The following is a 19517-nucleotide window of genomic DNA, read 5'->3' as shown; positions in this document are numbered from 1 at the left end:
TCACCGGTAACGGGCTTATCCGCTGTTGCCCCTTAAATTGGGAGCAGATTGGGAGCGCGGCGCTCCCGCCTTGGCTGGCCTGGCATTCCCAAGGCCCTGGGCGGGCGTTCATCGGCGTGCTCCGGCTCGGATCCGTCGGTTGGCAAACTCCACTTGCGACCGGCTTGGTCGCATCTCCCGCCGCCCACAGCAACTAGAGTTCCACCAGCTGACCTGCTCGACCTCTGGGTCCGACGGCCAAGCCAGCGTTCAGGCCCAGGAACGCTTGTTCCGACGGCCTTGCTAGGGGTTGTGCCGGGCGTCTTGCCACCGTGGGCCGCCCAGAATCGGGATGCTATCTAGCTGATCTTGACGGAGGCCTTTGGCGATGATGCCTGCCGGTCGAGCTCGATCCGCCGTGCACGTGAGCACCTCGGTGGGGGTGATCGCAAGATCGACGTTGAAGTCGTGGCTGGCGTGGGGTAGTTCCTCGTCGAGGAGTTGGATCTGGTGGATGGTGGTGGCGATGGCGGTGCCCTTGGTGACGAGTCCAGCTTCGGTGAGGAGCGCGATCTCTAAGTCGGAGTAGCCGGCGCCCTTGCCGACCCGTACGCCGTCTCGCCGGCTGACGGCGACGCTGCCGCAGACGATCAGGTCCACCGGGCGCATGTCGTCGGGGCTGACTGTAGGGGCGACGTCAGGTGCGCCGGTGCTGGTGGCGGCAGCCTCGAACGGAGCGGTTAGAACGGTCGGGTCGAGCAGGTAGAAGGGCTTCGGCGTGGCGAGTCGCGGGACTGCCATGTAGAGCAGTTTGCCCTCTTGAAGAGCGCGTACTCGCACGGGTAGTTGGGCCCGGTCGGGATTGCACTTGATGACCTGTGCCTTCTTCCAGACATCCAACGCGGCGAGTCGGGCTGCGGCGTCTTCCTTGCCGGTGAAGTCGGGGATGTGACCGTGAACGCCCGGGGGTGCGGCGCCTTCGCGTTCAAGGAGGTCCCAGACGCGTCGCCGAACGGACTGCTTGGCATGGCCAATGCTGGTCACGCTGCTCCTCCTACCGGGTCATGAGAGTGAACAGTCGGTCGTTGACGTCGTGGACCGAGGGCAGGTCGCGCCAGGGACGCAGTTGACGGGCCGCGGCGAAGGCGAGGTTGAGGCCACCACCAGCGCGGGTCCGCTCGATGACTTCGATGGTCTGGTGCAGGTAGGACGTGGCGGCGTCGACGTCACGATGAAGGATGCTGGCAAGGGCGAGATTGCCGAGGACGACGGCCGTCGACTTGCGGCGTGCGGCGATGAGTTGTCGAGCCTCCTCCAAGGCTGTCATTGCGTCGGTCGCCTTGCCCAGAGACAACCAGCAAGACCCCGCGAGTCGCGCGTGATGGCTGGGGCAAAAGAGGGCGGCGGCCGGATCCCGACGATCTATCGAGGCGAAGTGATCTTCAGCGGCACCAAGGGCATCGAAGCAGTCCCGGGCCTGGCCGAGCATCGCGTGGGCCTCGGCACGGTGCAGTTGGGCGAGGCCCGCGATCACGTGGCTGTCGGTGCGGCTTACGGCGGCGGCGCGGGCGGTCAACGCAACGCCAGCGGTCGGCTGCTTGGTGCCGTATAGAGCGAGATAGCTCTTGCGCAGCAACGCGTTGGCCTCAGTGACCACGTCGCGGTTGTCTTGTGCGGCGCGGATTGCCTGGTCGAAGTATGCGGCGCTGGCGGCGTGGTCGTGACGCTGGGAGGCGTCCCACACGAGCTGACCCATCAGCGTGGCGGACTCGGCGACGGCTGCGGCCAGTTCACGCTGAACCAAGCCGTCGCTGGCGTGCTGGCGGAGGAAGGTTGCCTGGCCGTGTAGCTGTCCCGCCTCGGCGAGCAGAAGCGTCGAGGGTGTCCGGTCGTAGCGCTCGTCGAGGTGCTGCACACGCTCCCGTAGGTACGCGACGGTGACCAGGTCGACGCGGCGGGGGTGCCGCAGCACATAGTTGAGACGCTCGTTGGGCGGCGACGGTGGCTGGCCGACCTCGACCAACAGGTCCGCCAGTTCCTCGACCGACAGCTTGAGAGCCGCAGCCAAACGCGGTCGATGCCACGGCTGTGGATCAGTCTCTGCCCGCTCCCACCGCACGATGGTGGAGCGGTCGACACCAAGAACTTCGGCAAGGCGTTCCTGACTCAAGCCGATCGCCTTGCGGCGCTCGGCCAGCCGATGCCGACGCTTGCCCGCGCGCCGCCGCCCTCCACCGCTGACCATCACGGATCCATTCACCCAGCTCACGCCGTATATCGCAATGAGGATGCATCAGTTCTGCGTCATCGCCGCCCTGGGAACCGCACGCCCTCCGCGATTAGGTGAAGACACGGGCGGCGATCAAGCCCGACCTACCGAGCGGGGGTGTGAGGTGAGCTCCGAAGAGCTAGATCGAACTGAGACAGCTGCCGAGGACAACCTCGATCATCGGCTGCTACCGCCGCATGGCACTCCCGCTCGCTTGTGGGTGATGCCCCATCTGCGTACTGCCCAGGGCTGCGTGGGTGGGTGACCGGCGGCCTGCTCCTAGCCGCTGTAGTGCGGCGGTGGGTTCGCCTTCCCCGTGCGAGCCCACCGCTCACCCGAGTTGGAAGGGGGCCGGCGGCATGACGGTGTATGTCTCGCGTAACGCGAGGGACGACCAGACCTGGCGATCCGAAACCCTGACGCACGTTCCCGCGCCGCAGCAGGCGCATCCTCCTGATCCGCCGTTGCTTACGCATGTATGGCGTCGGCTCTTTGAGCAGCAGGCCTGGGAGGTCGATCGCCGATGACTGGACAGCAGCGCCGCGTCTTGGGGCGCCCGATCACGAGGGAGCCCGTGGAGCACCTGCCGCTGCGCCCGCTATGGCTGTGCCGCCGGTGCGGGCAGCCGTGGCCCTGCGGAGCGGCGAAACTCGCTCTCCTCGCCGAGTACCAGGACAACCGGGTGAGCCTATTCCTCTACCTGGCCGGACGCCTGCACGAGGCGATTGACGACCTGCACCGGCTCAACCCCGCTGAGACGGGCACCGCCGCTGGCATGTTCGACCGGTTCCTCGGCTGGCCCGGCGGCCGCACCAACTCCTACGGCCTGACCACAATCAGAGCCAACGAAATCGAGGAAACCTGACCCCCAGCGGCATCGGCCGCATCAACGCGATTGGCCGGCCGGCGATCGCCGGAGGTTGCGTAACAGACTGGGATTCGGGTGGGCACACCTAATTCTCCCGCCCTGCAACGTAACGGGCCAGAGTCAGCGTCGTAGCGCGGCCAGAGCTTGGGAAAGGAGGCCTCGGGTCCGACGATTTGCTCGACTCCCCTGATGACCGGCCGCTACACCGAAACCCGCCGGGCTCGCGGGAGAGCCCAGGGCGTTGCCACGTCCGGCGGCAGGACTGCGTCTGCCCGGATTCCAGCAGTAACGGTGTGGTGGGGGCCGACTTGGAGTGTCTCCGTGTGGCAGTTCTGGCACTGCCCGTGAGGTTGGCAGCCGGCGGACGTGACAATGCTGCGAACGTGGTGGTAGGCGTCGCCGGGGTGGTCGGCCCTGATCGCGTACCAGTTGCCGGTGCGGTGCTGGCGGCGCAGGGCGGCGGCGTGCTGCGGCTGCACGGGCAAATATAGGTGGTTGTCGTAATGGCGGATCATGAAGGTTCGGTCGAGGTGGTCGACATGGTCGGGCTGGGGCTTGTGCTGTGTGTACCAGGCAGCGGCGTCGGCGATCGTGCCCGGTCCCCACAGTAGGTCGGCCGGGTAGGTGGTGACCTCGGCGCGGGAGTCGAAGTAGCGCAAGCCCGGGTCGGCGAAGTGCTCGTCGGGGCGGAAGACTGCCCGGAGGACGACGCACTGCCATGGCTGGTCGTCCGGATCGACCGCGTCGGCGAGGGCGTCGGCGGTGACGGTGATCCGCTTGCTGCCGTCGGCCGGCCACGCCATCACAACGACCTCGCGTCGCGTCGGTGCCGGATACAGCCGTCCGCCGGGGGTCGGCGCACCCCATAGTTGGTTGATGATTTCGGCGAGGTCATGCAGGGTTTGGGCCGCCTCCACGGGGCCGTAGACCTGATACCCGCCAGGGTGTGCCACGAGGTTACGCAGCTCGACCATGGCTCGTTCGATGCCGCGGTTGCGCTGGCCGCGCAGCAGGCCGACCTGGCGAGCCCATGCGCGCAGGTCGTGCAGCATGCCGTCGCGGAAGGTCATTGCAGCGCCGGTCGGCAGCCGCAGTCGCCAGGGACGCCGGCGGCGCGGTTGCCGGTGGGTGCGCAGGAAGGTGTGGAGGTCGTTGTAGCCGGCCACCGCCACCTGGTGCTCGGCGCCGGTGTCGTCGACCAACGTGACGGTGCCGCCGTGGAAGTCGACGAACCGGTCGCGCAGCGCCTGCTCGATCACCAGCAGTGCGTGATCGCCGACAAGGGTGTAGATCTCGTAGCACAGGACGCCGTAGGCGAAGACGGTCCGCAAGCGTTCGTAGCTGCTGCGAGTGCCTTCGGCGACCCGCTCGTCGAGGGTGAATCGCCCTGCGACCTCTTGCTGGTATTCGGCAGCCTTCTCGGGGCGAAGCTTCATCCCCAATCCGAGTCCGCCAGGAAGGAATCGAAGGGTGCGCTCATCGGCGCGCTGAAGTTCTTCGAGGGGGCTGATGGGCATCCGAACATTTCCTTCCCGAGCCAAGAGCAACCCATCAGAGTACGGCCACCAGGTCAACGACGTGACAGGAGAAGAGCGACTCGAGCCGGGCCGCGCCGACCCTGCCAGCAAGCCCGAGCTGCCAACGCTCGGCCGGCACCGCCGGATCGACCACCGGCATCGCGTGCCGCACCATCGGCCGGGATCCTCCGATCACCGCCACCGGGCGAACACAACCGGGTCGCAGATCCAGACTCTCGTCCGGCAGCACGACGGACCGCCGCGCGAGGACACCGACCGTGGCGACCGATTTGCGTCATGAGGGACCGTTTGACCGGTTACGGCGACCTGCTCAACATGATCTGTGTGGTGCCGTCGACTGCGTGGCAAGCGGGATGTGTGATGCCCGATGATGTTCTTGTGGCGCACCGGCTGCTGCAGACTGTGCGCCGCCTGTTCGCACGGCGCGCGGGCTCGCGCTGGGCGTCTACATCTATCGTCGAGTGAGCCTCGTAAGGAGCCTTGTGAGCACCCTCGGTAGTTTCATCTGGTCGATCGCCGACCAGCTTCGGGGTCCCTACCGCCCCAACCAGTACGGCAACGTGATCCTCCCGCTCACGATCCTGCGACGCCTTGACTGCATCCTTGAGCCCGACCGGGAGACGGTCCGAGAGTTGGCGGCGAAGTACGACAACCCGAACCGCCTCAGGGTCGAGGTCAAGAAGGCGACCGGCCGGCCGTTCTACAACACCTCGAACTACTCCTTCGCCAACCTGCTGGCTGACGCTGATGGGCTGGCGGACAACCTGGCCGACTACATCGACCGGTTCTCGCCCGATGTCGACGTGTTCCAGTACTTCGACTTCAAGAAGGAGATCCTCGCCCTGGAAAAGGCGGGCCTCCTGCGCGAGGTCATCACGTCCTTCAAAGCCGTCGACCTGCATCCGGGCGTTGTCTCGAACGCCGACATGGGCGATGCGTTCGAGTACATCATCCGCAAGTTCAACGAGGCCGCGAACGAGACCTCCGGAGACCACTACACCCCGCGGGACGCGATCCGGCTGTTGGTTGACCTTCTTCTCGCGGAGAAGGACGCCGACCTGACCGAGGCCGACATCATCCGCGCGCTGTACGACCCCACCGCGGGCACCGGCGGCATGCTCGCCCTGGCCGAGGAACACCTACTCGCACAGAATCCCAACGCGAAACTGCGCCTCTACGGCCAGGAGTACAACCCGCAGTCGTACGCGATCTGCAAGTCCGACCTGCTGGCCAAGGGCCACGACGCCACCAACATCGCCTTCGGCAACACCCTCACAGACGATGCGTTCAAGGGCCGTCAGTTCGACTTCTGCATGTCCAACCCGCCCTACGGCGTCGACTGGAAGCAGTACGCCAAGGCGGTGACGAAAGAGCGCGACGAAGCCGGTCCCTACGGCCGCTTCGCCCCCGGCCTCCCGGCGACCTCGGACGGGCAGATGCTCTTCCTGCTCCACCTGGCCCACAAGATGCGGGCGCCGGAGGACGGCGGCGGCCGGGCTGGGATCGTGATGAACGGTTCGCCGCTCTTCAACGGGGCCGCCGAGTCCGGTCCCTCCAACATTCGCAAGTGGCTGTTGGAGAACGACTTGGTCGATGCCATCGTCGCATTGCCGACCAACATGTTCTTCAACACCAGCATTGCTACCTACATCTGGATCCTCGACAACAGCAAGCATCCCGACCGCAAGGGCCTGGTCCAACTCATCGACGGTTCGTCGTTCTGGACCAAGATGCGCAAGAACCTCGGCTCCAAGGGCCGCGAGATCAGCGACGCCGACCGCGCCAGGGTCGTGGATTTGTACTCCGATTTTACCGACGCCGATCCGGACTACTCCAAGGTGCTGCGCGCCGACGATTTCGGCTACTGGACCATCACCGTCGAGCGCCCCCTACTCGACGAGTCCGGCAACCCCGTCGTCGACCGCAAGGGCAAGCCCAAGCCGGACACCAAGAAGCGCGACACCGAGAACGTCTCGTTTACCTACGGCGGCTCGACCGCCGGCGCGGCCGGCAAGGTCGAGGTCATTCAAGCCTACTTCGACGCCGAGGTGAAGCCGCACGTCCCCGACGCATGGATTGACTGGACAAAGGTCAAAACCGGCTACGAAATCCCCTTCACCCGCCACTTCTACAAGTATGTCCCACCCCGCCCTCTCGCCGAGATCGACGCTGACCTGGAGAAACAGGTCGCTAAGATCCTCGACCTGCTGCGGAAGGTCGAGAAGTGAGTGCGACGGCCGTGTCTGAGCCGTGGACGACGACGCGACTCGGGTGGGTGTTCCATCCGGTCTCTGATCGCGGCCACAAGGACGAGATGGTCCTCAGTGTCTACCGCGACCACGGCGTGATCCCGAAGGACAGTCGCACTGACAACTTCAACCGGACGCCCGAAAACCTGAGCAACTACCAGCTCGTGCATCCCGGCGACCTCGTCGTGAACCGGATGAAAGCGTGGCAGGGCTCGCTTGGCATCTCCGAGTACCAGGGCATCGTCAGCCCCGACTACGAGGTACTTCGGCCAACTGTTCCCAAGTACGACCACCGCTTTCTCCATAGTCTGCTCCGCTCGCGCGCCCTGATCGACCAGTACGCTCTTCGTTCCACAGGCATCCGCCCGTCCCAGTGGCGCCTGTACTGGGACGAGATGAAGACGATCGAGATCTCCCTGCCCGCAGCCGAGCAGCAGCGCGCCATCGTGGACTATCTCGACCGCGAGACCGCCCGCATCGACACGCTCATTGAGGAGCAGCAACGCCTGATCGAGATGCTCCGCGAGCGCCGTGCTTCAATCCTCTCCGCAGCATTCGACGCTGGCCCCTCGACCGAGGCAACCAAGGTTGGACGGTTGCTGGCGGCCCGCCCGTCGTACGGGGTGCTGGTGCCGAGGTACGTGGACGAGGCGGAGGGCGTTCCTTTTGTCCGGGTCGGCGACCTTCTGAACCTCACCCCGGAGCGCTCCATGCTGGCAATCGTGCCGGAGCAGTCGGATGAGTACTCCCGTACGAAGATCGCCGGCGGTGAAGTGCTTCTCGGCGTTGTTGGCAAGATGGGGCAGGCCACCCTCGCACCTCATTGGCTTGCAGGCGCGAACGTGGCGCGGGCGGTGGCAGTACTCCGTTGCAAGCAACCGGCTGTGGCTCCTCTCCTGTGCGCGTGGTTCGGATCGAGAAACTTCCTGTATCAGGCTGAGTTAGCGACGAGCGGAGACAGCATTCAGCCCACGCTCGGCATGAAGGACCTCGCGCGGTTGGACATCAACCTGCCTACCGATCCCGATGCGGCCGCTGACCTGGCTAGTCGGTTGGCGAACATCGACACGCTGATCGAAGAGACCGAGCGTTTCATCGCGTTCTCGATGGAGCGACGGGCGGCACTGATTACGGCTGCGGTGACGGGTCAGATCGACGTGCGGGAGATGGCGTGATGGCCGATTACAACGAGGTCGTCTTTGAGTCCGAGATCTGCGCGTACCTTGCGGCCCACGGGTGGCGCTACTCGGCGAATGACGCTGGCTACGACCGCGAGCGGGCCCTCTTCCCCGAGGACCTATTCGCTTGGCTGAAGGAGACTCAGCAGGCGGCGTACGAGAAGGCGTTGAAGGCGGCGGGGTCGCAGGCGAAGTTCCTCGACGTGCTGACCACGGCGCTCGACAAGCCTCTCGAACACGGGGGCGGGACGCTGAACATCCTGCGCAACGGGGTGCAGTACATCGGTGGTGGCCGGTTGAAGATGGCGCAGTTCCGACCCGAGACAAGCCTGAACGCGACCACCAACGAGCAGTACGCGGCGATGCGGGCGCGGGTGATGCGGCAGGTGCATCTCTCCACCGCTGACCAGCGCAGTATCGACCTGGTCTTCTTCGTCAACGGGCTCCCGGTCGCCACCGTCGAGCTGAAGACCGACTTCACCCAGTCCCTCGATGAGGCGATCAACCAGTACCGCAAGAACCGACACCCGCTGACCAACGGGCGGCCAGAGCCGCTGTTGTCGTTCGGGCATCGGGCGCTGGTCCATTTTGCGGTCTCCAACGACCTAGCCGCGATGACCACCAAGTTGGAAGGCGAGAAGACGCACTTCCTGCCGTTCAACATGGGTCACGGCAGTGGCGCGGGGAACCCGCCGGGTGAGGGCGGGCGGTCGGCGACGGCGTACCTGTGGCAGCGGGTATGGGAGAAGGACGCCTGGCTCAACATCATCGGCCGGCTGATGATCGTGGAGACCAAGGAGGAGTGGGATGTCGCCACCGGGACGTCCGTGCGGCGCACGAGCATGCTCTTCCCGCGTTTCCACCAGTGGGAGGCCGTGACGAACCTTGTGGCAGCGGTGCGCGAGGAGGGGGCGGCGCATCGCTACCTGATCGAGCACTCCGCAGGGTCGGGGAAGACGAACACCATCGCCTGGACCGCGCACCGGCTGGCACGGCTGCACGTGAACGACGAGAAGGTCTTCGACTCGGTGATCGTGGTCGTGGACCGCACCGTGCTCGACGGGCAGCTCCAGGAGGCGATCCGGCAGATCGACGGGTCGGGAAAGATCGTGGCCACGATCAGCCCGCAGGACGTCCGCAAAGCAGGGGCGAAGTCGAAATCCGGGCTGCTGGCGACCGCGTTGAAGAACGGTGAGCTGATCATCGCGGTGACGGTGCAGACCTTCCCGTTCGCCCTCGACGAGATCCGAGCCGACTCATCGCTGAAGGGGCGGCGGTTCGCGGTGATCGCCGACGAGGCGCACTCGTCGCAGTCCGGGCAGATCTCCTCCAAGCTCAAGGCCGTGCTGACCGCGGAGGAGGTCAAGGAGATCGAGGAGAGCGGTGAGGTCGACGTCGAGGCGATCCTGGCCTCCGAGATGACCGAGCGGGCCGAGTCGGAGAACATCTCCTACTTCGCGTTCACGGCGACGCCGAAGAACAAGACCCTGGAGCTCTTCGGCCGCAAGGGCCCGGACGGGAAGCGGGTCGAGTTCCACCTCTACTCGATGCGGCAGGCGATCGAGGAGGGCTACATCCTCGACGTGCTCAGGGGCTATCAGTCCTACGACACCGCGCTGAAGATAGCCGGCCGGGCCGAGAGCGGTGACGGTGGCGAGGTGGAGGAGGCCGCGGCGCGTAAGGGGCTGATGCGGTGGGTGAAGCTGCACCCGACCAACATCAGCCAGAAAGTGCAGATCATCGTTGAGCACTTCCATGCCAACGTCGCCCACCTGCTGGAGGGCAAGGCGAAGGCGATGGTCGTGACCGACTCGCGCAAGGCCGCGGTGAAGTACAAGAAGGCGATCGACGCCTACATCGCCAAGCGGGCCGCCGAGGACACCTCGTACAACTACCGCACCCTGGTCGCCTTCTCCGGCTCGGTGACCATGGCCGAGAACGAGGAGTGGACTTCGGACTGGGGGCCGCAGCCGAGCAAGGACGACGAGTTCACCGAAGCCAACCTCAACCCCGGCGCCGGCCCTGACCTCGCCGCCGCCTTCAAGGGCGCGACGTACAAGATCATGCTGGTCGCCAACAAGTACCAGACAGGGTTCGACCAGCCGCTGCTCTCGGCGATGTACGTCGACAAGAAGCTGTCCGGGGTCACCGCCGTGCAGACGCTGTCCCGGCTCAACCGCACCCACCGCACTGCCGGTGGGGAGCAGAAGCACAAGACGTTCGTCATCGACTTCGTGAACAAGCCCGAGGACATCCGGGCTGCGTTTGAGCCGTACTTCACCAACGCCACCTTGGAGACCGAGACCGACCCGTACATTGTCGTCCACCTCGCCAACAAGCTCGCCCAGGCCGGGATTTACACGCCAGAGCAGGTGCGTGAGGTAGCCGAACTGTGGGTCACCCGCAAGGGTAACAACGCGCTCTCGGCAGCGATGAGCCCAGCCAAGAACGACTTCGCCCGCCGCTACGCGGCGGCGATCGAGGCCGACGACAAGCTCACCCTCAACACCCTCGACCTGTTCCGCAAGGACGTGTCCACCTACGTCCGGCTCTACGACTTCATGAGCCAGATCGTCGACTACGGCGACCCGTACATGGAGATGCTGTCGATCTTCCTGCGGCTGCTGGAGAAGGTCATCGCAGACGCCTCCTGGGCCGCGGAGGTCGACCTCTCCGACGTCGTCCTGGTCGGGGTCAAGCACAACAAGATGACTGCGGTCGACATCTCGCTGACCGGTGACGGCGAACTCAAAGGCATCGGCGCCGCGGGCACCGGCACCCGGAAGGAGCCGAAGTACGTCGCACTACAGGTCGTCATCGACAAGATGAACGACCTCTTCGGCGCCGAGTCGTTCACCGCGTCTCAGGTCCGTGAGTTCGTGCAGGGACTGGTACAGCGGCTGCTCGCCTACCCCGACCTGGTCAACCAGGCCAAGGTGAACTCGAAGAAGCAGTTCATGGAATCGCAGGACTTCCAGGCGGCGGTCACCGAGGCGGTCGTCGACAACCAGGAGGCCCACAACACCATGGCCGACTACTTCTTCAGCGACGGCCCTGGCATCAGCGCTGTCATCATGGCGCTCGCGGACGCCTTCTACGAGGCAGCGATCGATCAGCGGACAGACGTGTGAGCAGCGCGGTCCCGGACCGGGACCGTGCGGTACAGGTCGAACAGCCACAACGACCGCAACACCACCGTCGGCGGGAACGAGGTTCGCTAGCTCTTTGCCAAGGCGGAGGCTCGCCCCGGCTATGACGGCTCGGCAGAATCGGGGCCGCCACGCGGCATCAGAAGGCGACAGTAACGGGAGTAGCTTATGCAGGAACGACTGGCGGTGATCCGGTACAAAGACGGGGCGAAGTTCACGGACTCGTAGAAAATCCCTGGCGACTTCAGCGCGCTCACCAGGCAGAAAGACGATGGCACCAACCGACTGGGGCAGGTCACGTTCAGAGATCCCACCGAAGAAGATCTTGCTAACTTGGTGCCACCCGCCACTCACAGCCACCGGCACGACCCACGGGCACAGGAGCGCGCGGAGCCGCGAAACTTGCCGTTGAACTGATCGTTGCCGCCGCTGCGGAGCTGGCCCGGAGGGCCGCTCCGCACGTCAAAATGTGGCTACGCAAGCAGGCGTTCCCGGCCGCGCAACAGGGATGAAAGCGGGTGCGGGGCCGCCGGCACACCGGCGGGCACCGATATCGTCGAGCCGTCGAGTGTTACGGCCTCGGCTGCTGCGTCGGGCTCGGATGCGTCGTCGCCTCGCCTGCGGCGGAACAGGTCGACATGAGCAGCGCCGAAGGGCAGGCCCGCTTTGCTGCGCTCGTTGCCGCGCGCCTGTTCGCCGACCAACAGCTACGGCTGCTGAATGCCGCCCGGATCACCGACGAGGACGACCAGACGGCGCTGGCAGACGCGCCGCAGTTGCCCACGGCAGAACAGCTCGTGGATACCATCAGACTGCAGATCGAAGCCGATCGGTCGCTGAGGTTTGATGACCTGCTCAACCAGCTGTCCACGATCCTCGACCGCGCCATGGACCCGACTGCAGCGCCCCTCCCGCGCGAGCAGGCCACCGTCGACGAGTCACGAGACGGAACGGGGCTACTACGCCCATAGGCCGGCTGCAATCTTCGTCGCCTGCTCAAGGAGCCGCTGAGATAAGCGTCCTACACGCACACGCGTCGTTCCCGCAAGCCGCTGCCGTTGTTCGCGAACTCCATCAGCCGCCGGGTGACGAGCGGTGAGTTCAGAGCGTTGATCGCCTTGTCCGACGACCTGTTCGTATGGGCAGGTGTCGAGTGTTTCGGAGGGCAGGTGCTCAAGGGTGTGCGTGGCCAGAGAGAAACGTAGGGGACTCGGTGCGCCGAGGCCGGCGGGCGTGACGATGAGGCTGGTGAATTGGGCCAGCATGGAGGCGGTGACGGAGGGCGCGAGCAGTGACACGTTCTCACGTGAGGGGGCTTTGATACCGGCGGTCTTGATGTAGGTCTGGTTGTCGAGGAGGCCAGCCCGGTCGCGAGCCACCTGACCGCCGTCTATCTGGCCGTTGCATTGCATGCACGGTCGGCCTGGTGTGATGACGTGCGCTCGCCATGTGGCGTTGCGCATTCCACCGTGGGGGAATGGGTCGATTGCCAGACCGCCATCGATGACGGGAATGAGGTCGGTGTAGGCGATTTGGTTGAGCACGGCGCGGGCCCACGGCCGGTCCACGCAGCTGAAAATCACATCGTAGTCCAGCGCCACGCTCAGCCCCGCTGGCTCGCAGATGCTGAGTTCATGCCCGTTCAATGTTGGTGTGGCTGCGGTCGAGGCGGCTCGCATGGCCCGCAGCGCCACATAGACCTTGCTTCTGAGCAGGGCGGCGTCGAGACGGCTGGCGGTGATGAGCCGGTCAAGGTTGAGAATCTCGACGGTGTCGAAGTCCATGACGGACACGTGTTGTATGCCGGCCTGTACGAGGCGGATGGCTAGGTCGAGGCCCACGGTGCCGACACCGACGACGAGGACGCGGAGCCGGGCAATGCTGGCCTGCACGGCGTCGCCCCAGGCCGAGACGGTGCGGACCTGCGCGCCGGTAGGCGTGGGCGCGGGGCGAATGGCGTCATTCCAACTAAGGCGCAGGGCCGGTCCGGCGACGCGCACGTTTTCAGCGCCTCGGTGCCCGCCATCCTCCTGCCAGAACCGCGCCGACCAACCGGCATCGCCCGCGACCGTCATGCCGAGCAGGGGCAAACCGGTGATGGTCTGAGCGACACGGGCGTAGGACTTCTCGGTGTCGTGATCGATGCCGCTCATGCTCTGCCAGCCTGTGCCGGTCGGGTGTGAGTGCATCAAGGCGATGCCGAGACCGCTCTTGGCGGCCTCACTTGCGGCCCGGACCACATATTGCCCGGCGAAGGAGGCGTTGCCGTGAACACTACGTTCACCCGGTTGGGGCAGCACGAGCCTCGACAGGGCAGCCGTGGTGCGTGTCAGCCCTGTCGACGGGGCGTACAGGGCAAGGCACACGTCTTCCTGCCCGTCCGTCCGAAGCAGGTGGTCGCGGGCCTCGGCGTCGAGGTCGGCTGTCATCGCCGCCGACAGCCGGTTCATACGGCACCCCCGAGGACGCCTCGAACATGCGCGAGCCACGCGGCGATCGGTGTTGCCGCCGTGCCCCACGCCTTGATGTCACGTGAATGGGATGCCCATCCCGGCATGGGTGAGCCGCCCTTGTTCGTCTGCGCGAAGGCCACATGATCGGGCACATGGATCCAGTGCGGAGGCGCCATCGGCCACGGTACGACCTCGTCAAGGATCACACCGGTACGCACCGGCTGACCGGCAAGAGCCCCCGTCACCGGGGTGACGGTGTACGTCACCAGGCCCGAGGTGACCTCGGGGTCAGCCGCGTAGGACTCGAGCGCAGCGACGAAAGCGCCGATCCCGGTGGTGGCAACGAGCTGCGTGGTCACGCTACAGTGCCCTGCTGGTTGACGCTGACGAAGACATCGTCGTTCTTGACGTTTACCTTCTGCTCGTCGCGGAAGGTCTCGACGTGGCCGTGCTTGCCGACCCGGGTGAGGTCGTACCCGGCCGCCGGCAGCCCCGCGAGTGCCAGCAGCTCGGCTGCCGTAAAATGGCGATCCTCGATGTTGAACGACTGCCCGTCGATCGTGATCCGGATCTTGTGGTTGCGCTCGGCCGGCGAGGGCTCGGTACTGGTAGTCATGGAGGCTCCTTGGTCTGGGATCCCTGTACTGGCCGGATCCTGGTGGCTCGTTCGCCCAGCCAGGACGTCGCACCTGATCTCCGCGTCCGACCCAAGTGGCAACTACTTTCAGTGATCTCCGCCATGCGGATAGTAGCGCTGCGGCTTCCGGACAGAGCGGCGCGGTGCGACGTCTGGAAGCAGCAGGGGCCTTCCGAGGCCGAAAGGGCGGGAGGGCTTACGGCGAGATGTCGAACCACGGGAGGCGGTCGCACGCCTGGCTCGCCAAGCCGAAAGGGGCGGCCGGCGAGCCCTTCCTGCCGAAAGTCGGAGAGCTGTACCTGATCACCACAACGATCTTCACCCTCGGTAACGATCCTGGGGCCTCGCGCCCCGCAGTCGTCATCGTGGTACCGGCCGAGCCGGGATCTCGCTTTCCGATCCAGGTGGTTACCCGAACCTCGCAGAAGGCGGCAGGTGTTCCGCATCCCGCGGACCGGAACCTCAGTTCCTACCTAGACAAGGACGGCATGTTCTCCGACCTGACCTCAGTCGAGCAACAGCTCTGGCGTCCGGAGAACGTCAAGCGGCTCGGCGAGCTGCCAGAGCCCTACCTTTCCCGCGTGTTGAGGCGGTTCACGTGACCCCCCGCGAAGAATTGATCGCCGAGCGCCGTATCGGTCCCGCCGGTGCAGCACTGCTGTACAAGACGGTAAGGCTCGTGGCAATCGGAAACGGGTTTCCACCACCTGAAGGCTCCACCAGGTGGGACGTCAGCGCCGTGACCGAGGTGGCCCATGACTTCCTGCAGGGCGAGCGAGGATCGAAGCGCCTGCTCGACGTGACCCTCCGGTCGACCGACGACGCCTCGTTCGCACGGTTGCTGGAGACCGCGGTCCTGAACTTCCTGCGGGATCTTGCCAGGGGCACCGACATGGGCAAACTGATCGTGCGAGTCAAGGAGATCTTGCGCGACGAGGAGGACTTCGAGGTGGTGCCCGGATCGCCAGAACGCTGGACGCTGGCCGGCGGTCCCCGCGCCATCAGCGGGGCGAGCATCAGCGACTTGGCCTCGGCGACGGCCGGCGTTGAGGTAACCGTGCCCAAGTGGACGAGCGCGAGACGGGACGCCCCACTTGCCGATCGTGCATCCTTTGTTCGTTTGATGACCAAGGTCCTGTCGACGGCGGCGGGAAGCCTCGCGGCAACAGACCTTGCCCATGCTTTGACGGCCCGCCTTGATCACCGCAGGACCGCATATACCGTTGAACTGGATATCCAGGAGCAGGTATCAGAACCAGGCTGGCTCGAAGGAGACCCGGCCACCCAGACGGAGGCCCAGCTACGCGCGATCGAGATCTTCAACGCGCTCAGCGACCGCGAGCGCATCATCGTGCCGACGCTCGACACGAACGTGCGAGATCTCGCCAACCTGATCAACGCTGGCAAGACGCAGGCGGCGCACCTCCGTCAACGACTCCTGAACCGCTTGCGCGCCGAACTGGCCGACGATGACCAACCGGACAGCACCGCAACAATCTTGTACGAGCTTTGCGAGCGGTGGATCGAACGCCGGACAGCAGGGGAAGGTGCAACGTCTGATGACAAGTAAGCACCACGAAAGGGGTGATGACCGGTGACCCTCCACGTCCATCCCTCATCCAGCGAGCTACTTGCGGCCATCCACGAACCTGACCGCGCGCCGCTAGTTCTCGAACACGTCGGCGACTGCCTCGCCTGCCGTGTCCGCCTGTCCAGGCTCCGTGAGGCAGCCGAACCGGAGCCCACCGACCAGGGAACCTTCCAGCGCATCATGGCGGCATCGACGCCGCTACCCGACATCGCCCACCTCGTCACCGCAAGCACGAACGAGCAGCCCCAACCCAATCAAGTCTGGCGCATCGGCCGAGACGAAGCGCTGCTCGCATGGGTCCGTCGCGTGTTCGACGACGGCGTCGCTGAAGTCATCCCGCTCGTCCTTGACATCGAGCTCGCGGACCAGCAAAGCGTCCTGATCAGGGCTGATGCCACTCCGGTTGCCACCGAGATGGCAGCCCTCGTCGCCTTGCGCACGCACATCCACGTCGGCGCCTTCCTCAACCCCATCGGTGAGCTCGATATCAGCCGAGAGGTCACCGAAATCATGACCGCGGTTCAAGAGGGACGCCGCCCCAGTGGCATTCCCGTGGGACCACCCATCGAGGACGACGATGACCAGCGGCTGGAATACCGCCAAGCCCTGCGGGACCTTCTCGCCCCGCTGTCACCAAGCGCCTGGCTCGACGGCGACGCCGACCCCGAACCGTCGAGCCAGGAGGCAGCGGCAGACAAGCCTACGGAGTCGACGGATGGCGAAATCGGCTACATCAAAGAACAGCTCACCGAAAGACTGAGGGGCATCCTCATTGTCGACAGCTCGCCGCTGATAGTGGCTGTAGGGAGCCATGCACACGCGACCAGGATCCTTAACGTCACCTACCTTGACGCCACGGTCATTGTCGCTCAACTCCGTGTTGACGATGAGGACGCCGCAGAACCAGACAACGCATCACTGGCGCAGGCGTGCGCATCATTCCTGGAATGTGAGCCAGGCGCCGACGCGGTCGCCGTTGCAGTGAGCCAGGAGGGATGGCCGACTCGACTGTTCCCGTCGTCGTACCTCCGAACGGCGTACCAATTACCTGCAGGTGTCGTCACAGGTCCGGAGCCCTCGCTCACCGGCCTCGGGCTAGTCGACACTCTATGCAAGCACCTCGACGGGAGTTCTCGCGCATGGGAGCTACTGGACGAGCCTGTCCACTTCAAAATTGGAACGAAGAGCATTCGGCAAGTGGCTATCGGTCATGCTACAAGCTCGATCGAAAAAATCACAAGAGACGGAAAGCGCGCCGTTCAGGTTGCGAAAAAGGTGGCCTGGCAAAGCCTGCCCGAGGATCTCGACCAGCGAGTAGCCAACTTCGTGGCAGCTGCTGCCGGAAACGACATGTCGGACGCCCTGGATGACCTTCTTGGAGAACTTCCCGGTGATTAGGAGACTGACTCTCAAGAACTGGCGCAGCTACAAGGACTTCACCATCGATCTCGGACCCGGTACGACATTCATCGTCGCTACCAACGGCGTCGGAAAAACGTCCCTGGTTGAAGCCGCGCGATGGGCTCTCTTCGGTGCGAGCAGCACAAGCGGAAACGCCATTCGCGTCGATGCTGACTCCGCTACGGCACGTGTCGAACTAGAACTCCCAGATTTGCGCGTTCTCGCCATCGAACGAACCCTCACCCGCAACGCGCGTAGAAGAAGCAATCTTCACATCCAGCTGGACGGTGCGCCCATAGCGGAAGAAGACGTCGGCCAGCACTTCCTCGAGGCGTACGGTACCGAACCCGGCTTCCTGGCAAGACTCGCGATGCCGGCCGCGGATCGGTCCAGTGACACGCCGTCCCACTTAGGACTGGAAGCCCATCTGGGTCGATATTACGGCGTCGACGGCCTCAGCTCCGCGATAGAGCAGCTCAAGAAGCGCAACGGAGTCGTTGCTGCGGAAATTAAGAAGATCAAGGAGGTAAACGCGGCGGCCGCTCAACGCCTCGACCATCTGCTGGAAGAGGAAAACATGGCGAAACTCCGCGCCGAACAAGCTAACGAAGTCCACCAGTCCCTGAAGGGAAGAGTGGACCGTGCGCGCGAAAAACATCGCCGACGTTCCGAACTCGCCGCGTGGAAGTCCAGACATGAAACGTGGAGAACCGCCACTGAGCACCTGGCTGAACGCATCTCAGCCGAACTCGGCCGGAAGGTTTCCATGGAACTGCTGCAGCCCGCGATCGACGAATTCCTGTCGGACATCGACGGTAACATCCAACGGGTGCGCGTGGATATTGCTGTCAACGAGTCCACGGAAGCGCAGCTAACAAGCAACGATCAGGATCTGATGGCTGCTGAGCATGATTGCCCCATTTGCCGTCGGCCCCTCGATGGGATGACCATCACATCCGCTCATGAAGCCAACGCGGATGAGATTACGCGAACCCGAACAGTGATCTCGGGACTAAAGTCCACCGAAGCCGATCTCCTCGAACGTCGCCGGCGCGCAAAGGAAATCTTGGACGAATATCGGAGAGTCCCTCATCCGGGACCAGAGCCGGAAATGCTGCAAGGTGCCGCCGGCACATCCAACGCGGACGAGAATATCGAGGAACAACTTGAGAAGGCGTTCGCTGAACTCGTTGAGGCGCGAGCAGCTCACAAGAACGCCACGCGCGAGCGTGAGCAGGCGCAGGCGGCTGGCAAGGCAATGGAAAGGCTGGAGTCGCTGTTTCGCCAAAATGCCGTCTTGACAGCAGCGATCGGGGCTACCGAGGCGACTCGGAACGAACTTCTCACGGAGACGATCCGCCCTCTCGCATCCGAAGTAAGTCAGCGATGGCAGGCGCTGTTCCCAGGCCGAGGCCAGCTCGTAACCCGCCCGGACGGTCAGATCACCCGATCCGTCAGTGGGCACCAACTTACCTTCGACGCATTTAGCACGGGCGAGGGCATGGGCGCCACCATCCTCGTGCGCCTGCTGGTCGCTCATTTCGCCACGTCAGTCAATTTCTGCTGGTTCGACGAACCACTCGAACATCTCGACCCCGACGTCCGCCGCCAGGTGGGCAATGCCCTTTCCCGCCTAGCCACAGGCAGGGGACCGCTCAGGCAAGTCGTGGTGACGACCTACGAAGAACGACTCGCGCGCCACCTCCAAGCCCGAGACCCAGAACATGTCAAGCTGCTTGACGTGCGCCAGCCGGCGGGGCGCTGACCTTCCGGAGACAGAGACTATGGAATCCTCGGCCGTACTTTAAGCCCGGCGAGAAGGGCGCGGGACGGGCATCCAACACACGACTTGTGGCGGCCTGCGTGCACATAATTGTCACTATGTGATCCGCCGCGCCTCGCCAGCGCCAGTACCCGGCGGGGGAGTGCCGCGGTCCTGCTCTCGCCACTGGCCGGCGGTGTCGGCGCGCAGCAGGCGATCAACCATCTCCAGCGCCGGTGGCTCCGAGTCGAACTCCCAGCGCAGCACCTTTCCGGACTCCGTGTCCCCGGCCCGGGCCATCACCGTCCAGCGCGTCTCGCGGACCAGCCACACGTCGCGCCGCGTCAGGCGCCCCCAGACACCGTTCCACCACCGCCGTACCACTTCCTGCACCCCGCGATCGTACATACGTTCGATTAGGTAGGCGGCTCGGATGGCGAGCG

At 64.8% G+C, this 19517-nt stretch carries 18 protein-coding genes; 10 read left to right on the top strand and 8 right to left on the bottom strand.

All coding sequences use genetic code 11. The features are described 5' to 3' along the window. Nucleotides 1-282: 282 nt before the first annotated feature. Both ACQP26_RS20010 and ACQP26_RS20005 read right to left on the bottom strand, forming a co-directional pair. Nucleotides 283-1023: a 5-formyltetrahydrofolate cyclo-ligase gene (locus tag ACQP26_RS20010; RefSeq protein ID WP_433493690.1), complete on the bottom strand. Its 741-nt coding sequence runs from the start codon at nucleotides 1021-1023 to the stop codon at nucleotides 283-285. 10 nt (nucleotides 1024-1033) lie between these two features. Next, on the bottom strand, nucleotides 1034-2248 hold the full coding sequence (locus ACQP26_RS20005; RefSeq protein ID WP_433493689.1) for a helix-turn-helix domain-containing protein: 1215 nt from the start codon (nucleotides 2246-2248) through the stop codon (nucleotides 1034-1036). 359 nt (nucleotides 2249-2607) lie between these two features. Here ACQP26_RS20005 and amcA point away from each other — a divergent pair, with 359 nt between their 5' ends. Beyond that, the gene (gene amcA, locus ACQP26_RS20000) at nucleotides 2608-2775 is read left to right on the top strand and encodes a multiple cyclophane-containing RiPP AmcA (RefSeq protein WP_433493688.1); all 168 of its coding nucleotides are present in this window, start codon (nucleotides 2608-2610) and stop codon (nucleotides 2773-2775) included. Continuing rightward, nucleotides 2772-3113 (top strand): hypothetical protein, encoded by a 342-nt coding sequence (locus ACQP26_RS19995; RefSeq protein ID WP_433493687.1) that lies wholly within the window; start codon nucleotides 2772-2774, stop codon nucleotides 3111-3113. The genes amcA and ACQP26_RS19995 overlap by 4 nt, the downstream gene beginning before the upstream one ends. A gap of 203 nt (nucleotides 3114-3316) precedes the next feature. Here the strand turns inward: ACQP26_RS19995 and ACQP26_RS19990 are convergent, their stop codons facing one another. Then, nucleotides 3317-4633: a hypothetical protein gene (locus tag ACQP26_RS19990; RefSeq protein ID WP_433493686.1), complete on the bottom strand. Its 1317-nt coding sequence runs from the start codon at nucleotides 4631-4633 to the stop codon at nucleotides 3317-3319. A 34-nt stretch (nucleotides 4634-4667) separates the two neighbouring features. Then, entirely contained in the window at nucleotides 4668-4808 is a 141-nt protein-coding gene (locus tag ACQP26_RS19985) for a hypothetical protein (RefSeq protein ID WP_433493685.1), read from the bottom strand. Nucleotides 4809-5136: 328 nt separating this feature from the next. Here ACQP26_RS19985 and ACQP26_RS19980 point away from each other — a divergent pair, with 328 nt between their 5' ends. The 4 genes from ACQP26_RS19980 to ACQP26_RS19965 all read left to right on the top strand — a co-directional run bounded on the left by ACQP26_RS19980 (nucleotide 5137) and on the right by ACQP26_RS19965 (nucleotide 12201). Beyond that, nucleotides 5137-6882, top strand: a complete 1746-nt coding sequence (locus ACQP26_RS19980) for an N-6 DNA methylase (RefSeq protein ID WP_433493684.1) — start codon at nucleotides 5137-5139, stop codon at nucleotides 6880-6882. Then, on the top strand, nucleotides 6879-8078 hold the full coding sequence (locus ACQP26_RS19975; RefSeq protein ID WP_433493683.1) for a hypothetical protein: 1200 nt from the start codon (nucleotides 6879-6881) through the stop codon (nucleotides 8076-8078). The genes ACQP26_RS19980 and ACQP26_RS19975 overlap by 4 nt, the downstream gene beginning before the upstream one ends. Continuing rightward, nucleotides 8078-11212, top strand: coding sequence for a type I restriction endonuclease subunit R (locus tag ACQP26_RS19970; RefSeq protein ID WP_433493682.1), 3135 nt, complete (start codon nucleotides 8078-8080; stop codon nucleotides 11210-11212). Before ACQP26_RS19975 ends, ACQP26_RS19970 begins: the two co-directional genes overlap by 1 nt. Before the next feature lie 656 nt (nucleotides 11213-11868). Beyond that, nucleotides 11869-12201 (top strand): hypothetical protein, encoded by a 333-nt coding sequence (locus ACQP26_RS19965; protein ID WP_433493681.1) that lies wholly within the window; start codon nucleotides 11869-11871, stop codon nucleotides 12199-12201. On the opposite strand, the gene ACQP26_RS19960 is transcribed toward ACQP26_RS19965, so the two are convergent. From ACQP26_RS19960 to ACQP26_RS19950, 3 genes are read right to left on the bottom strand one after another with little or no spacing between them, the layout of a single operon-like run. Then, complete coding sequence (locus tag ACQP26_RS19960; protein ID WP_433493680.1) at nucleotides 12190-13680, bottom strand: ThiF family adenylyltransferase; 1491 nt, start codon at nucleotides 13678-13680, stop codon at nucleotides 12190-12192. The two genes, ACQP26_RS19965 and ACQP26_RS19960, sit on opposite strands and share 12 nt — an antisense overlap. Beyond that, on the bottom strand, nucleotides 13677-14042 hold the full coding sequence (locus tag ACQP26_RS19955) for a hypothetical protein (RefSeq protein WP_433493679.1): 366 nt from the start codon (nucleotides 14040-14042) through the stop codon (nucleotides 13677-13679). Before ACQP26_RS19955 ends, ACQP26_RS19960 begins: the two co-directional genes overlap by 4 nt. Continuing rightward, nucleotides 14039-14299 (bottom strand): multiubiquitin domain-containing protein, encoded by a 261-nt coding sequence (locus ACQP26_RS19950; protein WP_433493678.1) that lies wholly within the window; start codon nucleotides 14297-14299, stop codon nucleotides 14039-14041. Before ACQP26_RS19950 ends, ACQP26_RS19955 begins: the two co-directional genes overlap by 4 nt. Nucleotides 14300-14526: 227 nt before the next feature. On the opposite strand from ACQP26_RS19950, the gene ACQP26_RS19945 reads away from it, so the two are divergent. The 4 genes from ACQP26_RS19945 to ACQP26_RS19930 are packed head-to-tail and all read left to right on the top strand — an operon-like array spanning nucleotide 14527 to nucleotide 19077. Then, complete coding sequence (locus ACQP26_RS19945; protein ID WP_433493677.1) at nucleotides 14527-14922, top strand: hypothetical protein; 396 nt, start codon at nucleotides 14527-14529, stop codon at nucleotides 14920-14922. Beyond that, a complete protein-coding gene (locus ACQP26_RS19940) occupies nucleotides 14919-15890 on the top strand; it encodes a hypothetical protein (protein WP_433493676.1) in 972 nt (323 codons plus the stop codon). The genes ACQP26_RS19945 and ACQP26_RS19940 overlap by 4 nt, the downstream gene beginning before the upstream one ends. A 24-nt stretch (nucleotides 15891-15914) precedes the next feature. Further along, nucleotides 15915-17309, top strand: coding sequence for a hypothetical protein (locus ACQP26_RS19935; RefSeq protein ID WP_433493675.1), 1395 nt, complete (start codon nucleotides 15915-15917; stop codon nucleotides 17307-17309). Then, entirely contained in the window at nucleotides 17278-19077 is a 1800-nt protein-coding gene (locus ACQP26_RS19930; protein ID WP_433493674.1) for an AAA family ATPase, read from the top strand. The genes ACQP26_RS19935 and ACQP26_RS19930 overlap by 32 nt, the downstream gene beginning before the upstream one ends. A 114-nt stretch (nucleotides 19078-19191) precedes the next feature. Here ACQP26_RS19930 and ACQP26_RS19925 read toward each other — a convergent pair whose 3' ends face one another. Then, complete coding sequence (locus ACQP26_RS19925; RefSeq protein WP_357671025.1) at nucleotides 19192-19467, bottom strand: hypothetical protein; 276 nt, start codon at nucleotides 19465-19467, stop codon at nucleotides 19192-19194. Nucleotides 19468-19517: the final 50 nt, after the last annotated feature.

Origin of the sequence: Micromonospora sp. CA-248089 (assembly GCF_050948515.1) — a bacterium.
Lineage (GTDB): Bacteria > Actinomycetota > Actinomycetes > Mycobacteriales > Micromonosporaceae > Micromonospora.
Note: the sequence above shows the minus strand (reverse complement) of the source record. Positions and strands in the feature narration are given on the sequence as shown.